The sequence below is a fragment of the Azospirillum humicireducens genome, from assembly GCF_001639105.2.
GTDB lineage: Bacteria > Pseudomonadota > Alphaproteobacteria > Azospirillales > Azospirillaceae > Azospirillum > Azospirillum humicireducens.
Window position 1 is genome coordinate 1,379,521 of the sequence record NZ_CP015285.1, and the last position, 26,033, is coordinate 1,405,553.

Below are 26,033 nucleotides of genomic sequence, written 5' to 3' on the forward strand. Positions count from 1 at the left end.
ATGGATCTCGACCAGTATATCCGTTTCCTGATGGCGCTTTTCTTCGTGGTGGCGCTGATCATGGTCGTCGCCTGGGTGATGCGCCGCCTCGGCATGGCCGGCGGCACCGTGCGCGGCCGGGCACGCCAGCGCCGGCTGAGCGTGGTGGAGGCGCTGCCGATCGACGCCAAGCGGCGGCTGGTCCTGGTCCGCCGCGATGACCGCGAGCATCTGATCCTGCTGAGCGCCAACGGCGACCTGCTGGTCGACAGCGCGCCAGCCGGCGGCTTCGACAGCGCACTGGCCATGTCGGCCGACACAGCCCCCGTCACCTCACCAGCCGCTCCGGTCGCGACGGGGAGTCAGCCGCAATGAGGGCGGTCCTCCCCCACGGTCTCGCGGGCTGCTGGAAGCCGCTGTCCGCCGGACTGCTTCTGGCGCTGGCCATCGGTGTGTTCACCGGCCTCTGCGCCGGGCCGGCGCTGGCGCAGAGCCTGACCTTCGACCTTGGCGACGCCGGCGGCACGGCAACCGGCCGCATCGTCCAGATGGTGGCACTGATCACGGTGCTGTCCCTGGCGCCGTCGATCCTGATCATGATGACGGCCTTCACCCGCATCGTCATCGTGCTGTCCTTCCTGCGCAACGCGCTGGGCGTGCAACAGGTGCCGCCGACCACGGTGATGATGTCGCTGGCGCTGTTCCTGACCTTCTTCGTCATGGCCCCGGTGTTCGAGCGCAGCTACACCCAGGGCATCCAGCCGCTGATCAATCAGGAAATCGACGAGATGGAGGCGTTCCGCCGCACGGTGGCGCCGCTGCGCGAGTTCATGCTGAATCACACCAGCGAGAAGGATCTGCGGCTGTTCATGGACATGGCGCGCATCCAGTCGGTGCCGGAGCCGTCCGACATGCCGCTGCACGTCCTGGTCCCCGCCTTCATGATCTCGGAGATCAAGCGCGGATTCGAGATCGGGTTCCTGCTGTTCCTGCCCTTCCTGATCATCGACATGGTGGTGTCGTCGATCCTGATGTCGATGGGCATGATGATGCTGCCGCCGACCATGGTCGCCATCCCCTTCAAGATCATCTTCTTCGTGCTGGTCGACGGGTGGTATCTGATCGCCGGATCGCTGGCGCGCAGTTTCGGCACGATCTGAGGAACGGGCGCGGGTGACGGCCACACGCGGGGATTGAGACACCCTGCGCACTTCGTCGCATCCCCCGCGCATGGGCGGCACCACGCAAGCACACGCTGGCGTCCGCCGTTGTAAACGCGTATGAGGAAGCCGATGAGCGCAGGCGGGGGATCGGCAAGGGGGCCGGACCGCCTGATGGCATCGACCTGTCGTGACCGCCGAACCGGGGGGCGACAGTTCGGGCCGTCGCGGTCGCACCGGGCGCCATCGCAACGACGGACCAACCTCGGACCGCAACCACTGCATGACTGACACCGCTTTGAAGGCCGCGCCGCCAGACACCGGCAAGCTCGCGACGCTGACCCTGGGTGCGCTCGGGGTCGTTTTCGGCGACATCGGCACCAGCCCGCTCTATACGCTTCGCGAATGCTTCGGCGGCGAGCATGGGCTGGCACTGACCCCCGACAACATCCTCGGCATCATGTCGCTGGTGTTCTGGGCCCTGGTGATGGTCGTCACCGTCAAGTATGTGGGCTTCGTCATGCGGGCCGACAACAAGGGCGAAGGAGGAATCCTGTCCCTGCTGGCTCTGGCGTCGAAGACACGGCCGGATGCGTCGGGCCGGCTCACGCTGCTGACCGCGCTGGGACTGTTCGGGGCTGCGCTGTTCTACGGTGACGGCATGATCACCCCGGCAATGTCCGTGCTGTCCGCGGTCGAAGGCCTGGAGGTGGCGGAGCCGGCGCTGGAGTCGGTCGTGGTGCCGCTGACCGTCGCCATCCTGATCGCCCTGTTCGCCATCCAGAGCCATGGCACGTCGCGCGTCGGTGCACTGTTCGGCCCGATCATGCTGGCATGGTTCTCCACGCTCGGCATCCTGGGGCTGGTCGAGGTGATTCAGCAGCCGGGCGTCCTGGTCGCCTTCAACCCGCTCTACGCCATTTCCTTCTTCGCCAACCACGGCGTGGCCGGCTTCCTGGTGTTGGGCGCCGTCGTGCTGGCGGTGACCGGCGGCGAGGCTCTCTATGCCGACATGGGCCATTTCGGCCGCCGCCCGATCCAGGTGGCATGGCTGGCCGTGGTGCTGCCGGCGCTCCTGCTCAACTATCTGGGCCAGTGCGCGCTTCTGCTGACCGATCCGTCGGCGGTGCGCAGCCCCTTCTATCTGCTGGCGCCGGAATGGGGGCTCTATCCCCTGATCGGCCTGTCGACGGCCGCCACCGTCATCGCCAGCCAGGCGGTGATCTCCGGCGTCTTCTCCCTGACCCGGCAGGCGGTGCAGTTGGGCCTCTGCCCACGCCTGGACATTCGCCACACCTCCAACGAGGAGGAGGGGCAGATCTACATTCCCCGCGCCAATTGGGGCCTGCTGGCCGCGGTGCTGGGGTTGGTGGTGCTGTTCCAGTCCTCCAGCCGTCTCGCGGCCGCCTACGGCATCGCGGTGACCGGCGACATGATCATCACCACCACCCTGTTCCTGGTGGTCGCGCGCCGCCGCTGGAACTGGAGCCTGCCGCTCTGCCTCGCCGTCGGGGCGGTGTTCCTGACCATCGAGATCTCCTTCTTCGCCGCCAACGCGGTGAAGATTCCCCATGGCGGCTGGGTGCCCCTGGTGATCGCCGTCCTCACGCTCGGCCTGATGGCCACCTGGCGCCGCGGCCGGGCCGTTCTGACCATGCGGCTGGCCGAGGAATCGCTGCCGCTCGACGCCTTCATCAGGCGGCAGGCGAAGTCCTCCGACATCCTTCGGGTGAAGGGCACGGCGGTCTTCATGACCTCCAGTTCCAACACCGTACCCATCGCGCTGCTGCACAACCTGAAGCACAATCAGGTCCTGCATGAGCGCGTCGTCTTCGTCACCGTGGTGGTGGAGGATGTGCCCCGCGTCCCCGCCAAGGACCGCGTGGTGGTGGAAGGCCTGGCCGAAGGCTTCTACCGCATCACCGTGCGCTACGGCTTCTCGCAGGAGCCGAACATCCCGAAGGCGCTGCGGCTGTGCAAGGCGTTCGGGCTGGAGTTCGACGTGATGGCGACCTCCTTCTTCCTCGGCCGGGAGACGCTGATTCCGCAAATGAACTCGCAGATGGCGCTGTGGCGGGAGAAGCTGTTCGTGGTGATGTCCCGCACATCGGTCAGCGCCACCGACTTCTTCAAGCTGCCGCCCAACCGCGTGGTGGAGTTGGGAACGCAGGTGCAGTTGTAGGGCCGGCAAATCCGCTGTTCCCCTCTGTCCTCAGCACGGGCAAGGGGAACAGCAATCCGAAAGGCCTACCTCCTTCGAGAAAAGAAAATCGCTGCCCGATCGGAGAATAGCTGTGATCCGACCGGAAGCCTCCCCCGTAACGGTGGTGTGTCCGCGGGAAGCGGACCTTCACCGATAAGAGGGAATGCTATGAAGAAGGTTGCCACCGTGGCGATCGCCACCCTTCTTTTTGCCGGTTGCGCCAATGCCGCCATGGAAAAGATGGTTGGCGGTGCCCCGATGTACCCCAACAAGACCATCGTTGAAAACGCGTCCCAGTCGAAGGACCACACCACGCTGGTCGCCGCCGTGAAGGCCGCCGGGCTGGTCGACACGCTGAGCGGCAAGGGCCCCTTCACCGTCTTCGCCCCCACAAACGCGGCCTTCGCCGCCCTGCCCGCCGGCACCGTCGACACGCTGCTGAAGCCGGAGAACAAGGGCCAGTTGACCAAGGTGCTGACCTATCACGTCGTACCGGGCAAGATCGACGCCAAGGATCTCGTGGCCGACATCAAGAAGGGCAACGGCAAGGCGATGCTGAAGACGGTGGAAGGCATGCCGCTGACCTTCACCCAGTCCGGCGACGCCGTGATGGTCGCCGACGCGTCTGGCACCATGGCCCGCGTCACCATCGCCGACGTCCAGCAGTCGAACGGCGTGGTCCACGTCATCGACAAGGTTCTGCTGCCGAAGTAAGGGCGCGGAAGGGGCGGCGGGACGGGTCCGTTCCCCCCGCAGGGTGCGTCCCGCCACCTCACCGTCGTCACGACGTCGGTTTGTCCGCCGGCTGTTTTCCGCCGCGGTATTCCTTCAGGAACTTCTTGAACATATCCACTTCCGCCACGCGGGAACGGATCGTTCCCACATCGATCAGGCCCATCGCCTGCTCGGGGCGGGTCAGGATGCGGAAGGCGTCCTCATTCGGCCCGCCCTTCATCGACCCTTCGAAATCCTTCTTCAGCAGGTTCAACCCGTTCCCGTCGCCGGCCAACGCCAGCGCCACCGCCCGGTTCAGCACCAACTGCGACATGTTGGGATCCAGCGGCTTGCCGGACGCCGGCGGCGGTCCGATCACCTTGTTCAGCGCCAGCGCCGCGGCATCCCATTTCTGGCTCTTCCAAGCGATGTCGACCCGCAGAAGATTGGCATTGGTGCTGTCGTCCTGCGCGAGCAGCTGCATCGCCTCGTCGCCGCGGTTCAGTTCGGCCAGCGCCTTCGCCTGCATCAACCGCCGTTCCGCCGCAAGATCGGCGGGCAGGCCGGCGATGTTGGACAGCTCCAGCGCCTTCAGCGCCTCTTCCGGCTTGTTGTCGAGCAGACGGACGGAGGCGAGCCGCGTGCCGATCCGCGCCTTGTCCAGGCCGGACAGGCGGAATTCCACCTGGTGCTGCAGCAGGTCGGCGGCACGGTTCAGCAGGTCGATGGAGATCAGGCGCTCCGCCAGCTGCCGGATGATCTCGTCGCCGGCCTCGCCCACCGGAGTCAGCTCGCGGAACTGGTCGTAGAGCTGCAACGCATCGAGCGTCGGCAAACGCTGCGCCCCATCCTTGAACAGGTCGGCGAAGATTCGCGACATCTCCTTGGTGATCGCTTCCGCCCGCGGCGTGTCGGCGACCAGGGCGGCCGTCTCCTTCATGGTGTTGAAGCCCTTGGCATATTCGCCGCCGGCGATCAGCACCTCGCCCATGCGGGAGCGGATCTGCATCTCCAGGTCGTCACCGCGCCAGGTGAAGGTCAGGCCGGCCAGCTGCTCCGCCGCCGCGGTCGGCGACATCTTGCCTTCGGAAAGCTCCAGGTTGGTCAGCGCGAGACCGGCCTTGGCGCGATAGAACCGGTCATAGCTGTTGAAGGCGGCGGTCAGCTGCTCGCGGGCCAGATCGGTCTCGCCGGTCTGGGCGTAGAGCAGGCCGCGCAGATACTGGGTCTGCGGGTTCTCCTCCTGCTCGGGGCCGCTGTGTTCGATCACACGGTCGAACAGCCGCTTTGCGGTGGCGGTGTCGCGCGTCTCAAGCGCCGCCTCCGCCGCCCGCAGGCCGAGCTTGCCGATCATCGGCTCCGGATAGCTGTTCAGGATCTGGCCAGACGCCTTGAAACCGGCCATCGCCTTCGGCCAGTCGCGCCGGTCGGCGGCGATGGCGGCGCGCCACAGGTTGGCTTCCGGGTTGTTCGCCAACGACGGAATCGACAGGTCGGCCTCTCCCCCCTCCAGGTCGCCGGCCAGCACGCGGGCAGCCCCGCGCAGTGCGCGGAACTCCGGCCACCCCTCCAGGTCCGGCTGGTTCTGCTGCAGCACATCGAGCAGGCCCAGCGTCTCCTGACCGAAACCATTGGCGAAATAGAATCGGGCGAGGTCGAGCTGCGCCTTCGCCCGCTCCGACTCCGGAGCGTTGACGACGGCGAGTTGCAGGTCCTGCCGTGCCTGGGTGAAATTGTCGAGATCACCGTGCTTCCAGGCTGGCAGGTTGAACAGGCGGCGACCTTGCGCCTGAGCCTGCTGTGCCTTCGGCGGCTCCATGGACGAGGCACCGCCGCTCGGCGGAACGGGCTGCGGAGCGGCGGCGAGCTGCGCCGGCACCGGCTGCGGGGCCGATTGCTGTGCCGGTGCGGGCATGGTGCCGGGCGCCTGTGTCACGGCCGGATTGCCGGCATCGGCGGCAGGTGACAGGTGCAGGCCGCCGGCGGTGGTCAGCTCCACCCCTTCCTTGATTGCGCGGACCGTCACATTGTCGGAAATCGGCCGCACCACCACCCCCTGGTAGGAGGGCATCACCTCCAGATCCGGGTAACGATGCGGTTCGGGCAGACCACGTCCGGGGCTGGGCAGCGGCACCACCTGGATGCGGTCGCCGACGTCGGGGTCGGCGAACTGGACGACGTTGGCGGCATCGGGGGCACGAACCAGCAGCCGGGCCCCCAGCAGGAAATCGGGGTCCGGCTCCACCCGCAGATCACCGGCGCTTCCCATGTTGGCCGGACGGCCGGAGGACAGGATGCGCCATACGGTTCCCTGGCGCTCCACCGTCGGCCAGACCATCGGACCGATCTTGGTTCGGAACACGCTGCCGCCGGTCGCCGGGACCGGCTCCACCGCTCCCATCAGTTCGGAACCGGGACCGCTGAGCTTGCCGGCGCCGATGGGCATGGGCCGGTCGAACACGACATAAAGCTGGCCGGCCCGCGGATAGACCGCGATGGACGACGGTCCGCCGGTCTCGAAGGTCAGAACCGGCCCGGTGAGCCCAGCCGCCGCTTGACCCTTCGCATCGACGGGCGCCGCAGGGGCCGATTTCGCGACCGCCGGAGGTGCAGGTTGGGGATTGGTCGACGGTGCGGCGGACGGTGCGGCGACCGGTGGGGCGGAGGGTGTCGCAGTTGCCGCATTGGCGGCGGTGGCCGAGCGGCTGGTCGTGGTCGACGCAACGACCGGCCCGTCGGCGGCCGGCGCCTGACTGCTCCCCTGGCCGCCCTGCGCCGGCATCGCCCCCTGCGATCCGGCGGCCGGCGGCGTGGCTTCGATCTTCGGCATGCCGGCCCGCGATCCTGGATTGCCGACCGACAGAGTCACGGCTTTGCCCGACGCGCTGTCGGTCACCTCGGAATCCTGCGGCACGGCCAGGGTGACGGCCAGCGATCCGTCCGGCTGGCGATAGGATTCCACGTTCCGGATGTTGCGCAGCTTTGCCTTCGCCACCGCCGACAGGTCGGCGCTGCCGCCCTTGTCGAAGAAGACGGTCACAGCCGCCCCATCGCGCTTGACCGAATAGCCGACGGGCGACGGCCAGTCGAAGGTCAACCGGCTCTGGTCCGGCTGGTCCACGCCCCGCACCCGGACCCGGCCGGCGGACGGCACCGGCTTGGCAGCCTCCGCCTTTGCCGGTTCCGTCCCTGCCGATGCCGCCGCAGTGGATTGCACAGCAGTGGATTGCACAGCAGCGGGTTGTGCTTCAGCGGGGGACAGGTCGATGGCGACCGCGTTGCCGTTGCGGAAGCTCTTCAGCGAAACCGGACGCTTCAGGTCGAAGGAGACCGTCTTGCCGTCCGGCTCCAACCGGCCGCCGGCCAGATAATCGGGCAGCGCCCGAACCAGACGGTCCAGTTGCGCGTCGATGGGCTCGGTGAAGGTGACGACCAGCCGGCCGCCGTCCACCGACGCTGTGAAATCCACCTTGCCCGGCCAATCGAAGACCAGCCGTCCGAATTCCTTGTGGGTGCCGCCGCGCACCGGCACGGTGGCGGCCGCCGCCGGCAGAGGGGACAGCAGGACCGGCACGGCCAGCAGCGCCACCGCGGCGGCACAGCCGCGCAGCCAGCGCTTTCTCCGATATGCCGACCGGTCCGTCACCTCAATCCGCTCCTTCCTCTCGCACCACGATATCCACCGGCAGGCGTCCGCCGCCAGCCCCTTCGACCGGCATCATAACAGCCCGAGCGACAAGATCGCGGCGGTAGCCGGTCTCCCGCAGCGCGGCGGAAACGGCGACCGCCCTGGTCAGTGCCCGCTCCCAGGCCACACCGCCGGCCGGATCCTCGCGCTCGGCATGACCGACCAGCTCGATCCGGTTGCCGATGCGGCCGATGACGGCGCCCAGCAGAAACAGCACCCGCCGCCCTTCCTCGGTGAAGGCGGCGCCGGTCGGGTCGAACATCCGCTCTCCCGGCAGACGGATGACGACGCGGTCGTCCTCTCGCCGGACATCGACCACCGTCAACTCGGCGTTCGACCGCAGTTGGCTGCCGAGCAGGGCGGCCAGATAATGCAGGTCGATGGCCGCCCGCTGCTCCACCGCCTGAGCGTTGAAAGCTGCCGACGGGTCGGCCGGCCGGTCGGACGGTGAGGCGGCGGTCGAGCGTGCGGCGGGAATCGACTCCGCCACGCCCTTTGCCAGACGGGTCCAGCGCTCGGCCTCCGGCTCGCTCATCGAATACATCAGAACGAAGAAGGCGAGCATCAAGGAGATCAGGTCGGTGAAGCTGATCAGCCACAGCGTCTTGCGATGTCCGCCTTGATCCTCACCAGCCGACCTGCCGGTGATGTTCGGGACACGGATCATTTCCGCACCTCCGGCCGACGGCCGACCGCCCCGCCCTCGTCCCAGCGCAGGCTGAACAGCAGTCGCACCCCGCCCGGCTCACCGCGCTCGATGCCGACAGTGACGTTGCGGGCCGGTGCGCCGTCGGCGATCAGCGCGCGGGCCAAGGCGCCGGCGCGGGCGACCGGTCCCGGCGGCTGGCTGGGCGTGCCGGTCGGGCCGATGCCGAGCAGCGCATCCAGTTCCACCCGCTCGCCCTGGCGCGACTGGCGCAGTGCGTCGGCGATCCGGTCGATCAGTCCCTGGCGGTCCGGCCGCAGCATCATGGTGCCGGCGACGAACAGGTCGTCGGCCGGCAGGCGCACCTCCAGCAGCCGGCCGGGAGCGACCACCTCCACCTTCGCGACCGCGATTTCGGTGGCGAACAGCGTGCCGACACCGTCGAGCCGCTGAACCGCGAAGACAGTCCCAGCCCGCGAGGCCACCGTCTCCGACCCGTCGCGCAGGCGCGGATCGATGACGAAACTCGGGAAGGTGCGCTCCAGCGAGGCGGCGACCGCCTTCACCTTTTGCACGGTCTGCACCGAATGGGCGTTGAGCACGATGAAGAAGACCAGCAGCAGCAGGAACAGCGACAGCAGCAGCAGGATGCTGCCATTGTTGGGGTTGGCATGCCCCTCCCGGCCCCCGCGCCCCGCCCGCAGCGCCGCCAAGCCGGCGCCGGCCGGAGCCGGTCCGCGGCTTTGGCTCGTCCGGCCGCTGGTGACCCCGCTGGTGGGTTTGACGGCCAGCATGGCGTCAGTCGAAGCTGGCCAGCAGGCGGTCGATCTCGTCCTGGTCCATGGCGTTGCCCGGAAGCTGCGGCCCATGCAGAAGCTGTTGGTCCGCCTCCTCCGCGCTCATCGGCTCGTAATGGACGGCGGCCTCCGCATCCTCCGCCGCCAGCTTGGCCAGCCGCGGGGCGTGGTTCTGGCGCACTTCGCTGCCGAAGGCGGCGACGATCATGTCAACCTTCGATTCGATGTGCTTCAGCGTCCGCACCACCTTGCTGATGCGCTGGCCGGTAATGTCCTGGAAGTTGCAGGCTTCGTAGATCGCCGTGATCTGGTCGTTCAGCTTGGCTGCGGTTTCCGCATCCGACTGCCCGGCGATGGCGCCGATGGCGTCGCAAGCGTCGAAGATGGCGAAGGTTGCCTTCTCCGTCGCACCGATCACCGCGTCCAGCTCGTCCGTGGCGGTCCGGATATGCTCGTCGCGGATTTCGGCGGGCTGGAGCGCCGCGATCTCCTGCTTGGCCGTCTCGATGTACTTGGCGAGGTCCACGACCTCCTTGTAGAGGCGCAGGTCGGTGGCGGAGATGTCTCCGTCCATGCTGCCCAGGATGGTCCGGACGATGTCCGTCACCTCGTCCCGCGACAGGGGCTTGGCGGCCTCGGCGAAGGCGGCGTCGAGGCGCTGTCTCAGAAGCTTCTGTTCCGTCACGGCGGTATGGGCGGAGAAGGTCATCGGGCGTGTCCAGCGAGAGGGGCTAGGCCTTGGCGGAATATGCCGGATCCTCCCCGGTCGGCGCCCTCCAGCGAGCGCCCGTCGGTGCCGAAGGGCAGAGGTGCAACGCTCCGGCCACTTGTGGCGCCCGACCGTCCCAGGAACTGTCCGAGCCGATCAAGCCTATGGCGCGAGGGTTAAGAGCCCGTAAAGACGGCCCTGCCGGAGCGCAGCCGTGGCCTCTTCGCCACAGTGTAATCCGCCAGCGTTCAACGGGAACGGGAGGCGGAGCGGGTGATCAGAACAGGCCGGCGGCGACCGGCGCGCCCAGCAGGGCGATGAGGACCAGAATGGTGACGGCAACCAACCGTTCCGCTGAAGACCAGCGTTTCCAATCCTTCCTGAAGCTTTTCAGTTCGTCGGCCATGACAGACCTTCCGGTTTCCAGAACTACATTGCAACGCAACGAAACTGCACCGGGTCCAGTTGACGCATGGTTAACACCCCACTCAGGAGCACTCATACAACCGAACTGGCACAGAAATGCCACAGTCGACCCGTCCAAACCGATGATGCAGATCAAGGTTCGGCAAAATTCTCGACATTTCCCATTTCCAGCGTGGCGATGGGCGGGACGCTGTCGTCGTGCCTCTTCCGCTCGCTGCCGTTGACGGTCGGCCATGCCTAGATGGTACGCTCCAGATCAAGCCGCCGGGACCGGCCTGGCGGTGGCGACAGGGGAAACGGATGGCGAAGGGAACCGACCTGAAGATCGGGCTTGCGCTGGGCAGCGGTGCCGCGCGGGGCTGGGCCCATATCGGCGTCCTGCGGGCGCTGGAAGAGATCGGGATCGAGCCGGACGTCATCTGCGGCACCTCCATCGGCGCCGCCGTCGGTGCCGCCTATCTGACCGATCAGATGGACGAGCTTCAGGCCTGGGCGCAGAAAATGGGATGGCTCGGCATGCTGGGCATCATCGACCTCACCTTCCGGCGCGGCGGTCTGGTCGCCGCGGAAAAGGCTTTCAGCCGCTTCGACAACGAACGCAGCGACATCCTGATCGAGAAGCTGCGGCTGCCCTTCGCCACGGTCGCCACCGACCTGTCGACCGGGCGCGAGATCTGGCTGCGCGATGGGCCTCTGATGTCGGCGGTGATGGCATCGGCTGCCATGCCCGGCCTTTTTCCCGCGGTGCGGCGCGATCATCACCTGCTGGTGGACGGCGCGCTGGTCAACCCGGTGCCGGTCTCTCTCTGCCGGGCGCTGGGGGCTGACGTGGTGGTGGCGGTGAATCTGAACAGCGAACTGTCTCCGCTCGGCCGCCCCAATGGGCGTGGAAACGGGGCGCGGGCGAATGGCAAGCCCGCTGCCAAGGCTCCTGTGCCCGAGGCGATGGTGGCCGGCGGCGATGCCGGTTCTCCGGCGCTGTCGCATCTGACCAGCCAGATCTCGACCTGGCTGGGCCGCAAGCCGAACCGGCGCACCCGCTTCATAGCCGATCAAATCGACGACGCCCATGCCCAGAAACCGATGCCGAATGCGCTGGAGGTGATGGCGGGCTCCATCGACATCATGCAGGACCGCATCACCCGGTCCCGTCTGGCCGGCGAGCCGCCGGACGTTCTGATCGCGCCCAGGTTGGCCCATATCGGCATCCTGGAGTTCGACCGCGCGGCGGAGGCGGTGGAAATCGGCCATGCCGCCGCTTCCATGCTCCGCCCGTCGATCGAACTGGCCCTGCGCCGCGCCTGACCGGCGCCTGTCCCACGTATCACCGGCAGGCGGGCCCCTGCCCCGCTCCTCTTCCGATCCGCACGGGAGCCAAGCGTCCATGAGCCAGTCAATGCTGACCGACTACATCTCCGCCCTCCTTCCGAGCGAAACGCCGCATTGGGGCGCCGGCGGAACGGTGCTGGACGGAAGCTCCGTCGGCTCTGCTGCCACCGTGACCTATGCCTTCGCGACCAGCTCGCGTCAGGTCGCCGGTGCCGATGCCAACGGCTTCGCGGCGATGAACAGCGCGCAGCGCGCCGCCGTCCGTCAGGCATTGGCGGCTTGGAGTGCCGTAGCCAACATCACCTTCGTCGAGACGACCGACGTTTCCAGCGCCACGCTGCGCTTCGGCACCAACCGCCAGAACGGCGAATCGGCTGCCTATGCCTATTACCCGTCCAGTTCGGCGCAGGGCGGCGACGTCTTCCTGGCCAACGACAGTGCCGGCAACATCAGCCCCACGGCGGGTAGCTATGCCTACATGACGGTCATCCACGAGATCGGCCATGCGTTGGGCCTCAAGCATCCCGGCAACTACAATGCCGGCAGCAGCGAGGGAACCGAGGGCCCCTACCTGCCCTCGACCACGGACAATTATGCGTACAGCATCATGTCCTACAACGACAACGACGCCCTGCCGGCGGGAACCTACCTGACCGGACCGAGCCTCTACGATATCGCGGCGATCCAGTATCTCTACGGCGCCAACATGTCCGCCGGTGCCGGCGATACCAGCCACACCCTGAACACCGGCAGCTTCACCACATTGTGGGATCCGAACGGCCGCAACACACTGAACGGCAGCGCACAGACGGTCTCGCTGTCGCTGGATCTGCGGGCGGGCTATTTCAGCAGCGCCGGAGCCACGACCTTCCTGGCGCTGGCCTATGGCACCACGGTCCAACTGGCGATCGGCGGCAGCGGCGACGACAGCATCACCGTCAACATGCTGGGGAACGTCCTGGACGGCGGCGGCGGCACCGATACCGTGGTGTTCAGCGGCAGCCGGTCGCAATACCGCGTACAGCAGCTGGACGGCAGCCGGTTCATCGTCAGCGGCGCCGACGGGATCGACCTGCTGACCAATATCGAGTATCTGCGCTTTTCCGACACCGGCGCGACCCTGTCGGCGAGCGTGTCCGGCAGTTTCGACCCGTTGCGCTACATCGCGTCCAACGCCGACCTGATCGCGGCCTTCCGCACCGACACCGCCGCAGCGACGCAGCACATCGTCAGCTTCGGCGTCTATGAGGGGCGCAGCCTGAGCGGCTTCGATCCCTACAATTATCTGGCCGGCTATGGCGACCTGCTGAACGCCTTCGGCAGCGATGTCGGGGCCGCGACCCGCCATTTCATCGAATACGGGTATCGCGAGGGCCGGAACTCCACGCTGTTCGACACGCTGTCGTACCAGGCCAGCAACCCAGACCTGATCGCCGCCTTCGGCAACGACCGCGAGGCGGTGGAACTTCATTACATCGTCAACGGACGCTTCGAAGGCCGCACCCTCACCGCCTTCAACGCCGCCGCCTATCTTGCCGCCAACCCCGACGTGAATGCCGCCGTCGGCGGGAGCATTGCCGGGGCAAAGCAGCATTATGTGAGTTACGGCTTTTACGAGGGGCGGGCACTGGCTTGAGGGCCGGCGCTTACTTCGCCGGCCACATCCAGGTCAGCTCGTGCTTGTTGTGGTGGAGGTGGAGCACCCGGCCGCCGGGGATCGCAGCAAAGGCGCGGGCGGTTTCGTGGTCGGTTTCGGCCTGGAACTTCAGCGTGCAGACGAAGCGCTTGGCCAGCCCGCTGTCCATCCACTCCTTGACCAGCCGCAACAGGCGGGTCGGATAGCAGATCACGTCGCAGCACAGCCAATCGACCGGGCCGACGGTCGCCGGCTTCAGGCCGAAGGCGCTTTCCTGACGGATTTCCACGCGCGGCAGCGCGGCGATGGCGGGATCGAGCGGCGCCTTGTCGACGCTGACCACGGACGCGCCCAACTCGTGCAGCACCCAGGTCCAGCCGCCGGGACAGGCGCCGAGGTCGAGACAACGGTCGCCCGGCCCCGGCTGTTCCCCGAACAGCGTCAGCGCCTCCCACAGCTTCAGATAGGCGCGGTTGGGGGGCGCTGTCCGATTCTCGATGAAGGTGACCTCACCGTTGCGGAACGGGCTGGAACACCTTGCGGCGGCGATGATGGTCGACTCGTCCACAAGCGTCCACGACCCCAGCGGCGCCGTCGGCAGCGGTGACGGGAAGACCACCGGCTTGGCGGAGACGTGCGGTAGGTTCTCCTGGATCAGGGCGGCGCGACGGTGGTGCCGCTGCGACCACAGCGCCCAATTGCGCTGGATGCCGCGCAACGCCTTCGCGCCGCTCTTGATCGAGGCGAATTCGATGCGCACCGGATCGAACCAGATATTCTGCGCCCAGGCCGCGGGCCGTGCAGGACCGTCGACGAAGACCAGCCGGCCGTCGACGGACGCGATCTCCCCCAGTTCCGCCACCAGGTCGTCAAGGAAGCCGTCGGCCGCCAGATAGACCGTCTGGCCGAGCGGCGTCACCGCCGCGCCGGGAGTGGTCTCACCGGAGGCGGTCTGCGGCAGGGGAGCGGAGGTGCTTTGGGGGGTGCTGTCGTCCATGCCCCAGGGGCTACCGCCGCCGGCCTGCGATTGCAAGCGCAAGGACGCGATCCACCCCCTTTCGCGGTGACGCGAAGGGGGCTGTGACAAAGCGTCTCGAAACCTCTTATATGCGACCGGTTCGCAAAGTGGGCGTTGACAACGATTCTCAGTCTCAGGTACTTCTGGGATCAGGACAATCTTCTCACACCGACCATCGCCGAGGGCTTATGTACGTCTGCATCTGCCACGCGTTGAACGACAAGAAGGTCAAGGCTGCGCTGGACAATGGCGCTACTAACCCGGCCTCGGTGTTCCGCCATCACAATTGCCAAGTCCAATGCGGCAAATGCGTGCCGATGATGCGCAGCATGGCAAGCGAGCATCGCGCCGCCATGGCCCAGCATGCCGCCACCGTCGCAGCGACCGCCGTACCGGCCCCCTGCTGCGCCACGGCGGTGCCGGAACCGGCCAATGCCGAAGCGGTTCCCGCCTATGCCATCGCGGCCGAATAACGGCTGTCGAACAGGCGCCTCCGCGGCAACCTGCGTTATCGCAAGCTCTACCACTTCCGACGTCCAGATCGATACCGGGTCTACAACCTCTCCTTTCGGCTGCGACAGAATGCGCCCCGTCTATGATTTTTGGGCGGATTGACCCGGCACACCCAATCCGGCACAAAAGCGTCACCAAAACAAAAGAACGTCGTCAAAATGTCGGCGTATAGAAAAAAGCCAATGGGCAGGATGAAACCGGCCCAGGAGGAAACGCAGTCCAACCGGGAAGACTTCCTCGGCCACCGGGTTTGCCTCGTCCGTAATGGATTGGGCAGCCCGGCGGGATTTGGATTCGAGCCGCCATCACGCAACTGCACACGCACTCCGCAACCGCATCGCGGCCATCTCCCGAACGGGATGAGCCGACTGCGCTTTCGGTGCGTTTTCGCAACGTTGGGACAGCGGCATCGTTTTTTATCCGACCGAGATGTCCGGAATGGTTGAGGATCAAAGGAGGATTTTTCATGAGCCGCCGCAATCGGCACGCCTTCGACACGCTGAGCCGCGCTCTCGTCCTTCGCGCCACCGACCGTATGGAAACCCTCCGGTCGATGGTGGAGCGCGCGGACAGGGACCGGCGCGAGACGTGGGAGCGCACACTCGACCGTCTCCGCGGCCTGAACAACCGCGCCATCGCCCGTATCGAGGCCGCGCATCTGGCCGATGACGACGCATGGCCCTTCGCCCGTGCCCAGGCCGATCAGGCGATGATGGACCTCATGCGCGCACTCGACGATTTCGACGGCCATCTGCGTCTGCTGGCCGCATAAGACCACCGGCCGGTCTGCCGGCCGCGGCGGATCAAAAGGAAAAGGCCCCCTCCCGGACGGGAGAGGGCCTTTCTTGTTACGAGGCGCCGAAATCGAGGCCCCAGGCCGAATAGCGTTCCGGATCGTCGACCCAGCCCTCGCGCACCTTCACGAACAGGATCAGGTGGACGCGGCGCTCCAGCATTCCCTGCAATTCGCCACGCGCGGCGGAGCCGAGAGCCTTGATCCGCTGGCCGCCCTTGCCCAGCACGATGGCCTTCTGGCTTTCGCGCTGCACGAAGATGACCTGCGAGATCTTGACAGACCCGTCCTCGAACTCCTCCCACACCTCGGTCTCGACCGTGGCGGAATAGGGAAGTTCCTGGTGAAGCTGCAGGAACAGCTTCTCGCGGGTGATCTCCGCCGCCAGCAGGCGCATGGGCATGTCGGAGATCTGGTCCTCCGGGAAATGCCACGGGCCTTCCGGCAGGCGGTCGGCCAGGAACTGCTTCAGGTCGGCGACGCCGTCCTCGGTGAAGGCCGACACCATGAAGATGTCGGAGAAGATCCCCTCCTGCCGGAAGGCATCGGCGATGCCCAGCAGGACGTCGCGCTTCACCAGATCGATCTTGTTCAGGATCAGGATCGCCTCGCGCCCCTGCTCCTTCAGGCGGGCGACGATGCTGCGGGTGTCCTCGTCGATGGAGCGGCGCGACACGTCGTACAGCACGCCGATGACGTCGGCGTCCTCCGCCCCCTGCCAGGCCGCCGCCACCATGGCACGGTCCAGCCGGCGCTTCGGCTTGAAGATGCCGGGGGTGTCGACGAAGATCATCTGGGCGTCGCCCTGGATGGTGATGCCCAGCACGCGGGTGCGGGTGGTCTGCACCTTCGGGCTGACGATCGACACCTTGCTGCCGATCATCGCGTTCAGCAGCGTGGATTTGCCGGCATTCGGCGCACCGACCAGGGCGATGAAGCCGCAGCGCGGATGGTCCGGCATCGTCGGCAGAGGCGGCAGGACGGAGATGGGCTGCCCACGCGGGGCATCCTCATCATCGTCCTCGTCGTCCTCATAGTAGCCGTCCTCCTCATACTCGTCGTCTTCGAAGTCGCCCTCTTCGGCGTCCTCACCCGCGACGATCTCGTCCTCACGGCCCAGCGCCTCGTCGTCCTTCCCGGACTCCGGGGCCACGGACTCACGCGACGGCTCCAATGCTTCGGAACCGGGCGTCTCGTTCTGCATCTTGTCGATGTCGTCGCGACCGTCAGTCATCGACCTCTACTCCCACCTGGCGCAGCAATGCGCTGGCCGCCTTCTTTTCCGCGATGCGCTTGGAGGAGCCGGACCCGTTGACCGGATCCATGCCTGCCACATGCACAGCAACAACGAACAGCGGCTCATGCGCCGGTCCGCTGCGTTCGATCAGTTCATAGCGGGGCAGCGGCTTGCCGCGCCCCTGCGCCCATTCCTGCAGCGTGGTCTTGCTGTCGAGCGGCGGCGGCGTCGCCTTGTCGATCTCGCCCGCCAGGGCCTGGCGGACGAAGCGCGTCACCGGCTCCAGCCCGCCGTCGAGATACATTGCGCCCAGCACCGCCTCGCAGGCGTCGCCCAGGATGGTCCGGTTCTCGCGCCCGCCGCTCGACGCCTCCGCCGGCGACAGGCGCAGATAGGCGCCCAGACCGATGGTGTCGGCGACCCGGCCCAGCGATTCCCGGCGCACCAGCGCGGCATGCCGCTTGGCAAGCGCACCCTCGCGCTCGTTGGGATAGCGCTCCAGCAGCCATTGCGCGACGACCAGCCCGACGACCCGGTCGCCAAGGAACTCCAGCCGCTCATAGGCGATGCCCGGCCCCTTGTGCGACTTGCGGCCGGCCCGCTCCAGCCCCATCAGGCTGGGATGGGTGACCGCATCGCGCAGAAGCGACAGGTCGGCGAACTCATGACCCAGCGCGCGCGCCAGTTCCGCCACATCGGCGGACTGGACGGCACCGTCGGTCCCGGTTTCGGAGCCGGCGCCCATATCGGCGGGCGCCTTGGTGACGGTGGACACTTACCGGACTCCGTTGAACAGGCGGCTGAAGCGCAGATCGACCGGCCAGCGCCAGATTTCGTAGAAGCGCGTGCCCTCGTCGAGCGAGAAGAAGAGGAATTCGGCGCGGCCGACCATGTTCTCGATGGGAACGAAGCCAACCTGCGACGGCACGCGGCTGTCCAGGGAGTTGTCGCGGTTGTCACCCATCATGAACAGATTGCCCGGCGGCACCTTGAACACCGGCGTGTTGTCGAGCGGGCCGTTGTCCGACTCCTCGATGATGCGGTGGCTGCGGCCGTTGGGCAGGGTTTCGATGAACTGCGCGGTGCGGATGCTGCGGCCCAGCGAATCCGTGGTCACGTAATCCTCGATCCGCTCGCGCTTCACCGGCTGGCCGTTGATGTGCAGGATGCCGCCGATCATCTGGATGCTGTCGCCGGGCAAGCCGACGACGCGCTTGATGTAGTCGGTCTTGTTGTCGCGCGGCAGCTTGAACACCGCCACGTCGCCCCGCTCCGGCTGAGAGCCCAGGATCCGGCCCTCGAACAGCGGCAGGCCGAAGCCGACCGTGTATTTGCTGTAGCCGTAGCTGAACTTCGACACGAACAGATAATCACCGATCAGCAAAGTCGGGATCATCGATCCAGATGGGATATTAAAGGGCTCGAATGCGAAGGTCCGCACGCCGAAAGCGATCAGAACCGCGAAGAACACCGTCTTCACGGTTTCGACGAACCCGGAGTCCTTGTTCTTGGCGTTGGACGCCGCTTCTTTCTGAAAGGTCATTCTGGGGTCGCCGTATTGGTGGGCATTACAGAATCGATCGGTTCGGCGCTGATGACGACGAAGGCCTCGGCCATCGGGTATTCGTCGGTCAGCGTCACATGGATGCGGGCGCGCATGCCCGGCGGCGTGATCGCCTCCAGCCGTGCCAGCGCACCGCCGGTGAGGCGCATGGTCGGTTGGCCGGACGGCAGGTTGACCACCCCCATGTCTCGCCAGAAAACCCCGTCGCGAAAGCCGGTGCCGAGAGCCTTGGAACAGGCCTCCTTGGCGGCGAACCGCTTGGCGTAGGTCGAGGCGCGGGCGTTGTTCCTGGCGGCGGAGCCGGCGCGCCGTTCGGACTTGGCCTGCTCGACCTCGGTGAAGATACGGTCGATGAAGCGCTGTCCGAAGCGCTCCAGCGACTTTTCGACCCGCCGGATGTCGATCAGGTCGTTGCCGATGCCGAGAATGGTTCCGGACATCATCATGCGGAAGCCGCAGCGGTTCGCGCCGTGTCCATGGCCTTTCGCATGCGCGCGATGGAATTGGTCAGACCGACGAAGATCGCCTCGCCGATCAGGAAATGGCCGATGTTCAGTTCCACGATGGTCTGGATCGCCGCCACCGGGCCGACGGTGTCATAGCTCAGGCCATGGCCGGCATGACATTCCAGCCCGATCGCCTCGGCATGGGCGGCGGCGCGGACGATGCGGGCCAACTCCGCCTCACGCACCGCCGGCGCGACGGCGTCGCAATAGGCGCCGGTGTGCAGTTCGACCACAGGTGCACCCAGCCGCTTTGCAGCGTCCAGTTGCGCCGGCTCCGGATCGATGAACAGCGAGACACGAATGCCGGCACCGCTCAGTTCCTCAACCGGCCGCACCAGATTGTCATACAGGCCGATCACGTCCAGACCGCCTTCCGTCGTCACCTCGGTGCGCTTCTCCGGAACGAGGCAGGCGGCGTGCGGTTTGTGGCGCAGCGCGATGGCAAGCATCTCATCCGTCGCAGCCATCTCGAAGTTCAGCGGACGGTCGATCTCGGCCATCAGCCGTTCGATGTCGCGATCCACGATGTGGCGGCGGTCCTCGCGCAGGTGCGCAGTGATCCCGTCTGCCCCGGCCTCGATGGCCAGCCTCGCCGCACGCACCGGATCGGGGTGCGCCCCACCGCGTGCGTTGCGGACGGTCGCCACATGGTCGATGTTCACGCCGAGGCGCAGGAAACGGGACATGCACGGACTCCAAAGCGTCGCCGCCCACCGGAACAGGCGGGAGCGATTCCGTCTATATAGCGGTGGTCCGGCGTTCCGTCACGCCGAACCGACCGATTCACCTGCGGATGACAAGGATTTTACCGTCGAATGACGGAGTGTTCAGCGTCCCCGTGCCCGCTCCACCGAATGGATGGCCGGGGTGGCGCGCAAGGCGGCCATGATGTTGGTCAGATGCTTGGCATCCTTCACGTCGATGTCGATCAGCAGCTCGAAATGGTCGGTGCTGCGGTTCGTGATCTTCTGATGAATGACGTTGCCCTGATTCTTGCCGATCACCGTGAACAACGTGCCAAGCGACCCCTGTTCATTGGCGATGACGACGCTGATGCGGCCGACATGCTCCTCCGGCGAATCAGGCCCGGTCTCCCACGACACGTCGATCCAGCGCTCAGGCGATTCGTGGAAACTCTCCAGCGTCTCGCAGTCGATGGTGTGGATCGTTACCCCCTTGCCGGTGGTGACGATGCCGACGATGCGGTCGCCGGGCAACGGGTGGCAACAACGGGCATAATGCACGGCCATGCCGGGGATCAGGCCGCGGATCGGCAGGGCCGATTCCTTGCGTGCCTTCGCCTTCTGCTTGGGCGCACTCTCCTCCATCTCGCGGACGGCAGGAGCGGCCTGGGCCTTGTGACCGGGGAATACGGCGTGGAAGACCTCGCGCACGGAATGCAGACCGGAGCCCACACCCGCCATCAGATCGTCCACCGTCGGCTGCTGGAAAATCTTGGTGGCAGCTTCCAGCGCCTTTTCGGTGAACTCGTAGCCTTCCGCCTTGAACTGCCGCATCAGCATGCCGCGGCCCAGCTCCATGTACTGGGCGCGCTGCTGGGTGCGCAGGAACTTGCGGATGCGGGCGCGGGCCTTGCCGGTGACGACGAAGCGTTCCCAGCCCGGAACCGGAGTCTGCGCCTTGGAGGTGACGATGTCGACCTGATCGCCGTTCTGCAGCTGGGTGCGCAGCGGCAGCATGCGGCCGTTGATCTTCGCCCCGACGCAATGGTCGCCGACCTGCGAGTGGACGGCATAGGCGAAGTCGACCGGCGTGGCGCCGCGCGGCAGAGCGATCAGGTCGCCCTTCGGCGTGAAGCAGAAGACCTGGTCCTGGAACAGCTCCAGCTTGGTGTGTTCCAGGAACTCTTCCGGCTTCTGCGCATGCTCCAGAATGTCCAGAAGCTCGCGCAGCCAGCGGTACTCGCCGCCATTCGGGCGGGGCTGGTGGTCCTGCTTGTAGGCCCAGTGGGCGGCGACGCCCAGCTCGGCGATCTCGTGCATGTCCTGGGTGCGGATCTGCACCTCGATCCGGTTGCGGCCGGGGCCGATCACGCCGGTGTGCAGGCTGCGGTAGCCGTTGGGCTTCGGCGTGGAGATATAGTCCTTGAAGCGCCCCGGCACGACCGGGTAATGCGCGTGGACAACGCCCAGCGCCTGATAGCATTCGCCGACAGAGCCGACCGTGATGCGGAAGGCCATGATGTCGGACAGCTGCTCGAAGCTGACATTCTTGCGCTGCAGCTTGCGCCAGATCGAATAGGCCGACTTCTCACGCCCCGACACCGTCGCGTCCGGCAGCCCTTCGGAGGCCAGCAGTTCGCGCAGCTCGGTGATGATGGTCTGGACGCGGTTCTCGCCTTCGCTGCGCAGACGCGCCAGCTGGGCCAGGATGCTGTCGCGTGCGTCCGGGTTCAATTCCGCGAAGGCAAGGTCGTCCAACTCGTCCTTGATCTTGTGCATGCCGATGCGTTCGGCCAAGGGCGAGTAGATTTCGATGGTTTCGCGGGCGATGCGCTTGCGCTTTTCCGGCTTCTTCAGGTGGAACAGCGTGCGCATGTTGTGAAGCCGGTCGGCCAGCTTCACCAAGAGGACGCGGATGTCCTCCGACATCGCCAGCACCAGCTTGCGGAAATTCTCCGCCTGCTTGGCCTGCTCGCTGTTCAGCTCCAGCCGCGACAGCTTGGTGACGCCATCGACCAGCCGGGCGATTTCCTTGCCGAACACCCGCTCGATGTCCTCGAGCGTGGCGACGGTGTCCTCGACCGTGTCGTGAAGCAGCGCCGTGGCGATCGTGCCGGCGTCCAGCTTCATCTGGGTCAGGATGCCGGCGACCTCCAGCGGATGGAGGAAATAGGGATCGCCCGACGCGCGCGTCTGCGATCCATGTGCCTTCATGGAATAGACGTAGGCGCGGTTGAGGAGATCCTCGTCGGCGTTGGGATCATACGCCTTTACGCGCTCGACAAGCTCGTACTGCCGGATCATGCGGCCCGACCCGGCGCGCGCGGCGCCTCAGATGTGTTCGTGGTGGTTCTGCTCGAACCGAAAGGGAGCCGGATGCTCCCCGCTTTTCTCTTCGGGGAGGGGACGCGGCGCCCCCTCCAGGTCCTGCGGTCGTTGTCCAGAATCAGAGGTCTCCGTCGGGATCCTCGGTCATGGCGAAACCGGCGCCCGGCTCGGCGTCCATGTCGGCGGCGACGTCGTCGTCCTCGCCCAACTCTTCGCCGTCGCTCTCGCTCATGCCGTCTTCATCGCCCAGCGAGGCGTTGCCGCGGGCGGCCCAATCGTTCTCGCCGGCCATCAGCTCGACGATCTCTTCTTCCGGCTCGTCCGGCTCGACATGCTTCTGGTGGCCCTTGATCAGGGCGTTCTTCAGATACTCCAGCGACACCGTCTCGTCCGCGATCTCGCGGAGCGCCACGACCGGGTTCTTGTCGTTGTCGCGATCGATCGACAGCGGGGCGCCGCTCGCAACCTCGCGGGCGCGCTGGGCAGCCATCATGACCAGCTCGAAACGGTTCGGAACCTTCAGGACGCAATCTTCAACGGTAACGCGGGCCATGCCAGACGAACTCCGGATTCATAGGAGGCTCTAGACTATATGGATGTGGCCCGATAGGTGCAAGCGCGAACGACAGCGCTGCTGCATTGCGCCAGAGGAACGGCGGATCGGTGGCGCGAATCCTGCGAAGCCAGTCGGCCGTCAAGTCGGCAGGCGTTGCCCCCTTGTATGTTCGCGGATGATACACTAGATTTCAAAATTGGAACGCGAGCTTTTGCGCATGTTCCATGAATTTTCCACAAGCAGCGATGAAAGGATTACGGCATTGGAGCGCAGTTCGACTTTGCCCCGTGACGTCAGCAAGTTGTTTTACAAGGAAGAACGTCTCGCCCTTTTTATTGACGGCGCAAACCTTTACGCCGCCGCGCGTTCATTGGGGTTCGACATTGATTACAAGAGGTTGCGGGACGGCTTTGCCGGGGAAGGGCGCCTGGTACGCGCCTTCTACTATACGGCGCTCGTCGAGGATCAGGAATATTCCCCAATCCGGCCGCTGGTCGACTGGCTCGACTACAACGGCTATACCATGGTGACCAAGCCGACCAAGGAATTCACCGACGCGTCCGGCCGGCGCAAGATCAAGGGCAACATGGACATCGAACTGGCCATCGACGTGATGGAGATGGCCGATCATGTCGATCACATCCTGCTCTTCTCCGGCGACGGCGATTTCCGCCGGCTGGTTGAAGCGGTGCAGCGCAAGGGCGTCCGCTTCAGCGTCGTCAGCACGGTGCGCTCCCAACCGCCGATGGTGGCCGACGAGCTGCGCCGTCAGGCCGACAATTTCATCGAGTTGCAGGAGTTGGCTCCCTTCATCGCCCGCACCCATCATCACCGCGAGCAGGCTCCCTCCCACCACGACACCCAGAGCGGTCCGACGATGTACGATCCGGACGACCGCGGCTGACACGGGTCCAGGAAACGGCCTGTAAAAAAAAGGAGCGCAACAGCGCTCCTTTTTTGTTCTCCGTTTCGTTTCCCGGATAGGAGGATCAGAGAGTGACCGGCTTCTGCCGGTTCCGTGCCATTTCCGCCGCCGTCTTCAGCGCCGCGATCAGGCTCGTCGCGTTCGCCGCCCCGGTCCCGGCGATATCCAGGGCCGTCCCGTGGTCGGGCGAGGTGCGGACGAAGGGCAGTCCCAGAGTGATGTTCACGCCGCTGTCGAAATCCACAGTCTTCACCGGGATCAGCGCCTGATCGTGGTACATGCACAGCGCGGCGTCGTAGCCGCGACGGGCCGCGGCGTGGAACATGGTGTCGGGCGGACGCGGACCGGACACGTCGATGCCGTCGGCACGCAACATCGCGATGGCGGGGCCGATCACATCGATCTCCTCGCGCCCCATCGCACCCCCCTCCCCCGCATGGGGATTGAGGCCGGCGACAGCCAGCCGGGGCCGTTCGATCCCGAAGTCGCGTTTCAGCGCGGCCGCGGTGACTCGGCCGGCATGGATGATGGCGTCCGTGGTCAGCAGATCGACCGCATCACGCACCGACACATGGATGGTAACCGGCACCACCCGCAGGTCGGCGGCGGCAAGCATCATGATCGGCTCCTCGCTCAGGCCGGCCAGATGCGCCAGATATTCGGTGTGGCCGGGATGACGGAAGCCGGCGGCATAGAGCGACGATTTCTGAATGGGATTGGTGACCACGGCGGCGGCTTTTCCCGCCTGCACCAGGGCGACCGCGCGGTCGATGCTGGCAATGACTGCTGCACCATTGGCCGGATTGGGGGTGCCGGCAACGACCGGATTGTCGAGCCGCACCGGCAGCACCGGCAGGGCCTGATTGAACAGACCCACCGCTTCGCCGGGTGACTCGACTTCCCTGACCGGCACCGTCATTCCCAGCGTTGCAGCCAATGCGCTCAGCCGGTCGGGGTCGTCCAGGACAACAAAGGGCGGCACCGCCAGCTCATGGCGCGCCGCCCAGGCCTTCAGGGTGATGTCCCCGCCGATGCCGGCCGGCTCGCCCATGGTGAGGGCCAGCGGCGAGCTGCCCGGCAGGGCGGCCATCACAGGCGCGTCTCGATGAAGGCGGAACGGCGCAGATCGCGCAGGTAACGGCGCGACAGCAGTTCGGCCCGCTCGTTGATCAGGTCGCGCTCCACCTCCTCGCGGTCGGGCAGCTTGGCCTCCTTGATCGGAGTCGGCGCCGGCGGCGGGGGCGGGGCCGGCTGGGCTTCCGGCGGCGGCTGGATCATCGGCACGTCGCGCTTGCAGACGATCAGGATCACCGCTGCGGCCTGGCTCATCAGGACCGGGCTGGCCTGTCCCAACGGGATGCCGAGCGCGAGGTTCTGCAGGCCCGGCGCCATGTCCTTGACGCGCATGGTGCCCATGTCACCGGACTCCGGCATGCCGGTTTCCTTGGCGCGCGCCTGGAAATCGGCACAGCTCTTGATCGACTTCCGCAGCTTTTCCGCCTGGTCCTTGACGGCCTTGGCCTGTTCCTTGGATTCGATCGGAATGATGATCTGCTTCATGTTGACCGTGGCCTTGGCCAGGTCGGGCCGCGGCTGCGGACGGGGGGCCGCCGGCTGGGCGGCCGGCATCGGCACCTCGCCGCCGCTGGTGCCGAACGGCCGCTGGCCGCGCACCAGCAGGATGTGATAGCCGGTGGCCGTGCGGATCGGCGCCGAAAGCTGGCCGCCACGCATGCCGGACAGCGCCTTGTCGACTTCCGGCGACAGTTCACCGCTGCGCACCCAGCCGAGATCGCCGCCCGACGCAGCGCCGGCGGACTGCGAGAACTGGCGGGCCAGCGCCGCGAAATTGCCGCCCCGCTTGACCTCCTCCACCAGACGATCGGCGTTGCGGCGCACCTCGTCGTCCTGGTCGGGGCTGTCAACCGCAAGGAAGATCTCGGCGACCAGATATTCGGGCTTGCCGATGTTGGCCTTCAGCCGCTCCATCGCCGCGTCGACCTCGTCCTCGCCGACGACGACCTCCTGGCGGATGCGCCGCTGCATCACCTTTTGCCAGGCCAGCAGCGAGCGGAGCTGGTCCTTCAGGGTGGAGACCGGCACATTCTGACGCTTCAGCATGTCCTGGAGCTGCTGGCCGTTCAGCCGGTTCTGTTCGGCGATGCGCTTGATCGCCTCGTCGATCTCGGCGGCCGAAACGGTGACGCCCAGGCGCTTGGCCTCCTGCATCTGCAGCCGCTCGTCGATCAGCAGGCGCATGACCTGCGGCGTCAGGCGCTGGATCGTCTCCGGGTTGCCGGCCGCACCGGCATTCAGCAGGGCCATGCGGATGCGGGCATTGACGTCCGAGACCGAGACCACCTCGTCATTCACGACCGCAGCGATGCCTTCCGCCCCCGGCGCGCGGGCCGGACGGGCGGCTTCGTCGCCCGTCCTCGGCGCCGCGGCGCCGGCAGCCGCCTTGCTGGACTGCGCCGCGGCGGGCAGGGCCAGAAGCGCGCAGGCGGTCGCCACGGCGACGGTGGTCCGGACGGCTCGCAAACTCGACATGGTGCTCAAGCTCCAAAAACAGGTCGCCCGTTATTACGGTGGGGCCGGTGCCCCATGCAAACGGAATCCGACC

At 66.5% G+C, this 26,033-nt stretch carries 24 protein-coding genes; 9 read left to right on the top strand and 15 right to left on the bottom strand.

Annotated features, from left to right (window positions below):
- The 4 genes from A6A40_RS06355 to A6A40_RS06370 all read left to right on the top strand — a co-directional run bounded on the left by A6A40_RS06355 (nucleotide 1) and on the right by A6A40_RS06370 (nucleotide 4,056).
- Nucleotides 1-354, top strand: coding sequence for a FliO/MopB family protein (locus A6A40_RS06355; protein WP_063634647.1), 354 nt, complete (start codon nucleotides 1-3; stop codon nucleotides 352-354).
- A complete protein-coding gene (fliP, locus tag A6A40_RS06360) occupies nucleotides 351-1,139 on the top strand; it encodes a flagellar type III secretion system pore protein FliP (RefSeq protein WP_063634648.1) in 789 nt (262 codons plus the stop codon). Before A6A40_RS06355 ends, fliP begins: the two co-directional genes overlap by 4 nt.
- 283 nt (nucleotides 1,140-1,422) lie before the next feature.
- Nucleotides 1,423-3,321, top strand: a complete 1,899-nt coding sequence (locus A6A40_RS06365) for a potassium transporter Kup (RefSeq protein WP_063634649.1) — start codon at nucleotides 1,423-1,425, stop codon at nucleotides 3,319-3,321.
- Nucleotides 3,322-3,510: 189 nt separating this feature from the next.
- Nucleotides 3,511-4,056 (top strand): fasciclin domain-containing protein, encoded by a 546-nt coding sequence (locus tag A6A40_RS06370; RefSeq protein WP_063634650.1) that lies wholly within the window; start codon nucleotides 3,511-3,513, stop codon nucleotides 4,054-4,056.
- A gap of 67 nt (nucleotides 4,057-4,123) precedes the next feature.
- On the opposite strand, the gene A6A40_RS06375 is transcribed toward A6A40_RS06370, so the two are convergent.
- The 5 genes from A6A40_RS06375 to A6A40_RS32105 all read right to left on the bottom strand — a co-directional run bounded on the left by A6A40_RS06375 (nucleotide 4,124) and on the right by A6A40_RS32105 (nucleotide 10,302).
- Nucleotides 4,124-7,702, bottom strand: a complete 3,579-nt coding sequence (locus tag A6A40_RS06375) for a hypothetical protein (RefSeq protein WP_063634651.1) — start codon at nucleotides 7,700-7,702, stop codon at nucleotides 4,124-4,126.
- A 1-nt stretch (nucleotide 7,703) separates the two neighbouring features.
- Complete coding sequence (locus A6A40_RS06380; protein WP_063634652.1) at nucleotides 7,704-8,411, bottom strand: OmpA/MotB family protein; 708 nt, start codon at nucleotides 8,409-8,411, stop codon at nucleotides 7,704-7,706.
- Nucleotides 8,408-9,184, bottom strand: coding sequence for a flagellar motor protein MotB (locus tag A6A40_RS06385; RefSeq protein WP_063634653.1), 777 nt, complete (start codon nucleotides 9,182-9,184; stop codon nucleotides 8,408-8,410). Before A6A40_RS06385 ends, A6A40_RS06380 begins: the two co-directional genes overlap by 4 nt.
- A 4-nt stretch (nucleotides 9,185-9,188) precedes the next feature.
- The gene (locus A6A40_RS06390) at nucleotides 9,189-9,896 is read right to left on the bottom strand and encodes a protein phosphatase CheZ (protein ID WP_063634654.1); all 708 of its coding nucleotides are present in this window, start codon (nucleotides 9,894-9,896) and stop codon (nucleotides 9,189-9,191) included.
- A 277-nt stretch (nucleotides 9,897-10,173) separates the two neighbouring features.
- Nucleotides 10,174-10,302 carry a hypothetical protein gene (locus A6A40_RS32105; protein WP_257792283.1) on the bottom strand — a complete coding sequence of 43 codons (129 nt, stop codon included), beginning with the start codon at nucleotides 10,300-10,302 and terminating at the stop codon, nucleotides 10,174-10,176.
- A 320-nt stretch (nucleotides 10,303-10,622) separates the two neighbouring features.
- Here A6A40_RS32105 and A6A40_RS32260 point away from each other — a divergent pair, with 320 nt between their 5' ends.
- Together A6A40_RS32260 and A6A40_RS06400 are read left to right on the top strand one after the other, a co-directional pair.
- Complete coding sequence (locus tag A6A40_RS32260) at nucleotides 10,623-11,627, top strand: patatin-like phospholipase family protein (protein WP_063634655.1); 1,005 nt, start codon at nucleotides 10,623-10,625, stop codon at nucleotides 11,625-11,627.
- 79 nt (nucleotides 11,628-11,706) lie between these two features.
- A complete protein-coding gene (locus A6A40_RS06400; protein WP_063634656.1) occupies nucleotides 11,707-13,287 on the top strand; it encodes a M10 family metallopeptidase C-terminal domain-containing protein in 1,581 nt (526 codons plus the stop codon).
- Nucleotides 13,288-13,297: 10 nt separating this feature from the next.
- Here the strand turns inward: A6A40_RS06400 and A6A40_RS06405 are convergent, their stop codons facing one another.
- Nucleotides 13,298-14,326 (bottom strand): SAM-dependent methyltransferase, encoded by a 1,029-nt coding sequence (locus A6A40_RS06405; RefSeq protein WP_236783754.1) that lies wholly within the window; start codon nucleotides 14,324-14,326, stop codon nucleotides 13,298-13,300.
- Nucleotides 14,327-14,493: 167 nt separating this feature from the next.
- Between A6A40_RS06405 and A6A40_RS06410 the strand changes: the two genes are divergently transcribed.
- The gene (locus tag A6A40_RS06410; protein WP_063634657.1) at nucleotides 14,494-14,778 is read left to right on the top strand and encodes a (2Fe-2S)-binding protein; all 285 of its coding nucleotides are present in this window, start codon (nucleotides 14,494-14,496) and stop codon (nucleotides 14,776-14,778) included.
- Nucleotides 14,779-15,284: 506 nt separating this feature from the next.
- Nucleotides 15,285-15,590 (top strand): hypothetical protein, encoded by a 306-nt coding sequence (locus A6A40_RS06415; protein ID WP_063634658.1) that lies wholly within the window; start codon nucleotides 15,285-15,287, stop codon nucleotides 15,588-15,590.
- Nucleotides 15,591-15,666: 76 nt separating this feature from the next.
- Here A6A40_RS06415 and era read toward each other — a convergent pair whose 3' ends face one another.
- The 7 genes from era to rpoZ form a co-directional block, all read right to left on the bottom strand.
- The gene (era, locus tag A6A40_RS06420; RefSeq protein ID WP_063636156.1) at nucleotides 15,667-16,572 is read right to left on the bottom strand and encodes a GTPase Era; all 906 of its coding nucleotides are present in this window, start codon (nucleotides 16,570-16,572) and stop codon (nucleotides 15,667-15,669) included.
- A gap of 265 nt (nucleotides 16,573-16,837) precedes the next feature.
- Complete coding sequence (gene rnc / locus A6A40_RS06425) at nucleotides 16,838-17,623, bottom strand: ribonuclease III (protein ID WP_063634659.1); 786 nt, start codon at nucleotides 17,621-17,623, stop codon at nucleotides 16,838-16,840.
- A complete protein-coding gene (gene lepB, locus A6A40_RS06430; protein WP_063634660.1) occupies nucleotides 17,624-18,391 on the bottom strand; it encodes a signal peptidase I in 768 nt (255 codons plus the stop codon).
- Nucleotides 18,388-18,858 carry a holo-ACP synthase gene (gene acpS, locus A6A40_RS06435; protein ID WP_063634661.1) on the bottom strand — a complete coding sequence of 157 codons (471 nt, stop codon included), beginning with the start codon at nucleotides 18,856-18,858 and terminating at the stop codon, nucleotides 18,388-18,390. The genes lepB and acpS overlap by 4 nt, the downstream gene beginning before the upstream one ends.
- Entirely contained in the window at nucleotides 18,855-19,604 is a 750-nt protein-coding gene (locus A6A40_RS06440) for a pyridoxine 5'-phosphate synthase (RefSeq protein ID WP_063634662.1), read from the bottom strand. The genes acpS and A6A40_RS06440 overlap by 4 nt, the downstream gene beginning before the upstream one ends.
- 141 nt (nucleotides 19,605-19,745) lie before the next feature.
- The gene (locus A6A40_RS06445; RefSeq protein WP_063634663.1) at nucleotides 19,746-21,905 is read right to left on the bottom strand and encodes a RelA/SpoT family protein; all 2,160 of its coding nucleotides are present in this window, start codon (nucleotides 21,903-21,905) and stop codon (nucleotides 19,746-19,748) included.
- Between the two features lie 142 nt (nucleotides 21,906-22,047).
- Nucleotides 22,048-22,482 (bottom strand): DNA-directed RNA polymerase subunit omega, encoded by a 435-nt coding sequence (rpoZ, locus tag A6A40_RS06450; RefSeq protein ID WP_063634664.1) that lies wholly within the window; start codon nucleotides 22,480-22,482, stop codon nucleotides 22,048-22,050.
- 304 nt (nucleotides 22,483-22,786) lie between these two features.
- On the opposite strand from rpoZ, the gene A6A40_RS06455 reads away from it, so the two are divergent.
- Nucleotides 22,787-23,389: a LabA-like NYN domain-containing protein gene (locus A6A40_RS06455; protein ID WP_063636157.1), complete on the top strand. Its 603-nt coding sequence runs from the start codon at nucleotides 22,787-22,789 to the stop codon at nucleotides 23,387-23,389.
- 85 nt (nucleotides 23,390-23,474) lie between these two features.
- Here A6A40_RS06455 and pdxA read toward each other — a convergent pair whose 3' ends face one another.
- Nucleotides 23,475-24,500, bottom strand: coding sequence for a 4-hydroxythreonine-4-phosphate dehydrogenase PdxA (gene pdxA, locus A6A40_RS06460; protein WP_063634665.1), 1,026 nt, complete (start codon nucleotides 24,498-24,500; stop codon nucleotides 23,475-23,477).
- Nucleotides 24,500-25,960: a peptidylprolyl isomerase gene (locus A6A40_RS06465; RefSeq protein ID WP_063634666.1), complete on the bottom strand. Its 1,461-nt coding sequence runs from the start codon at nucleotides 25,958-25,960 to the stop codon at nucleotides 24,500-24,502. Before A6A40_RS06465 ends, pdxA begins: the two co-directional genes overlap by 1 nt.
- Nucleotides 25,961-26,033 lie beyond the last annotated feature (73 nt).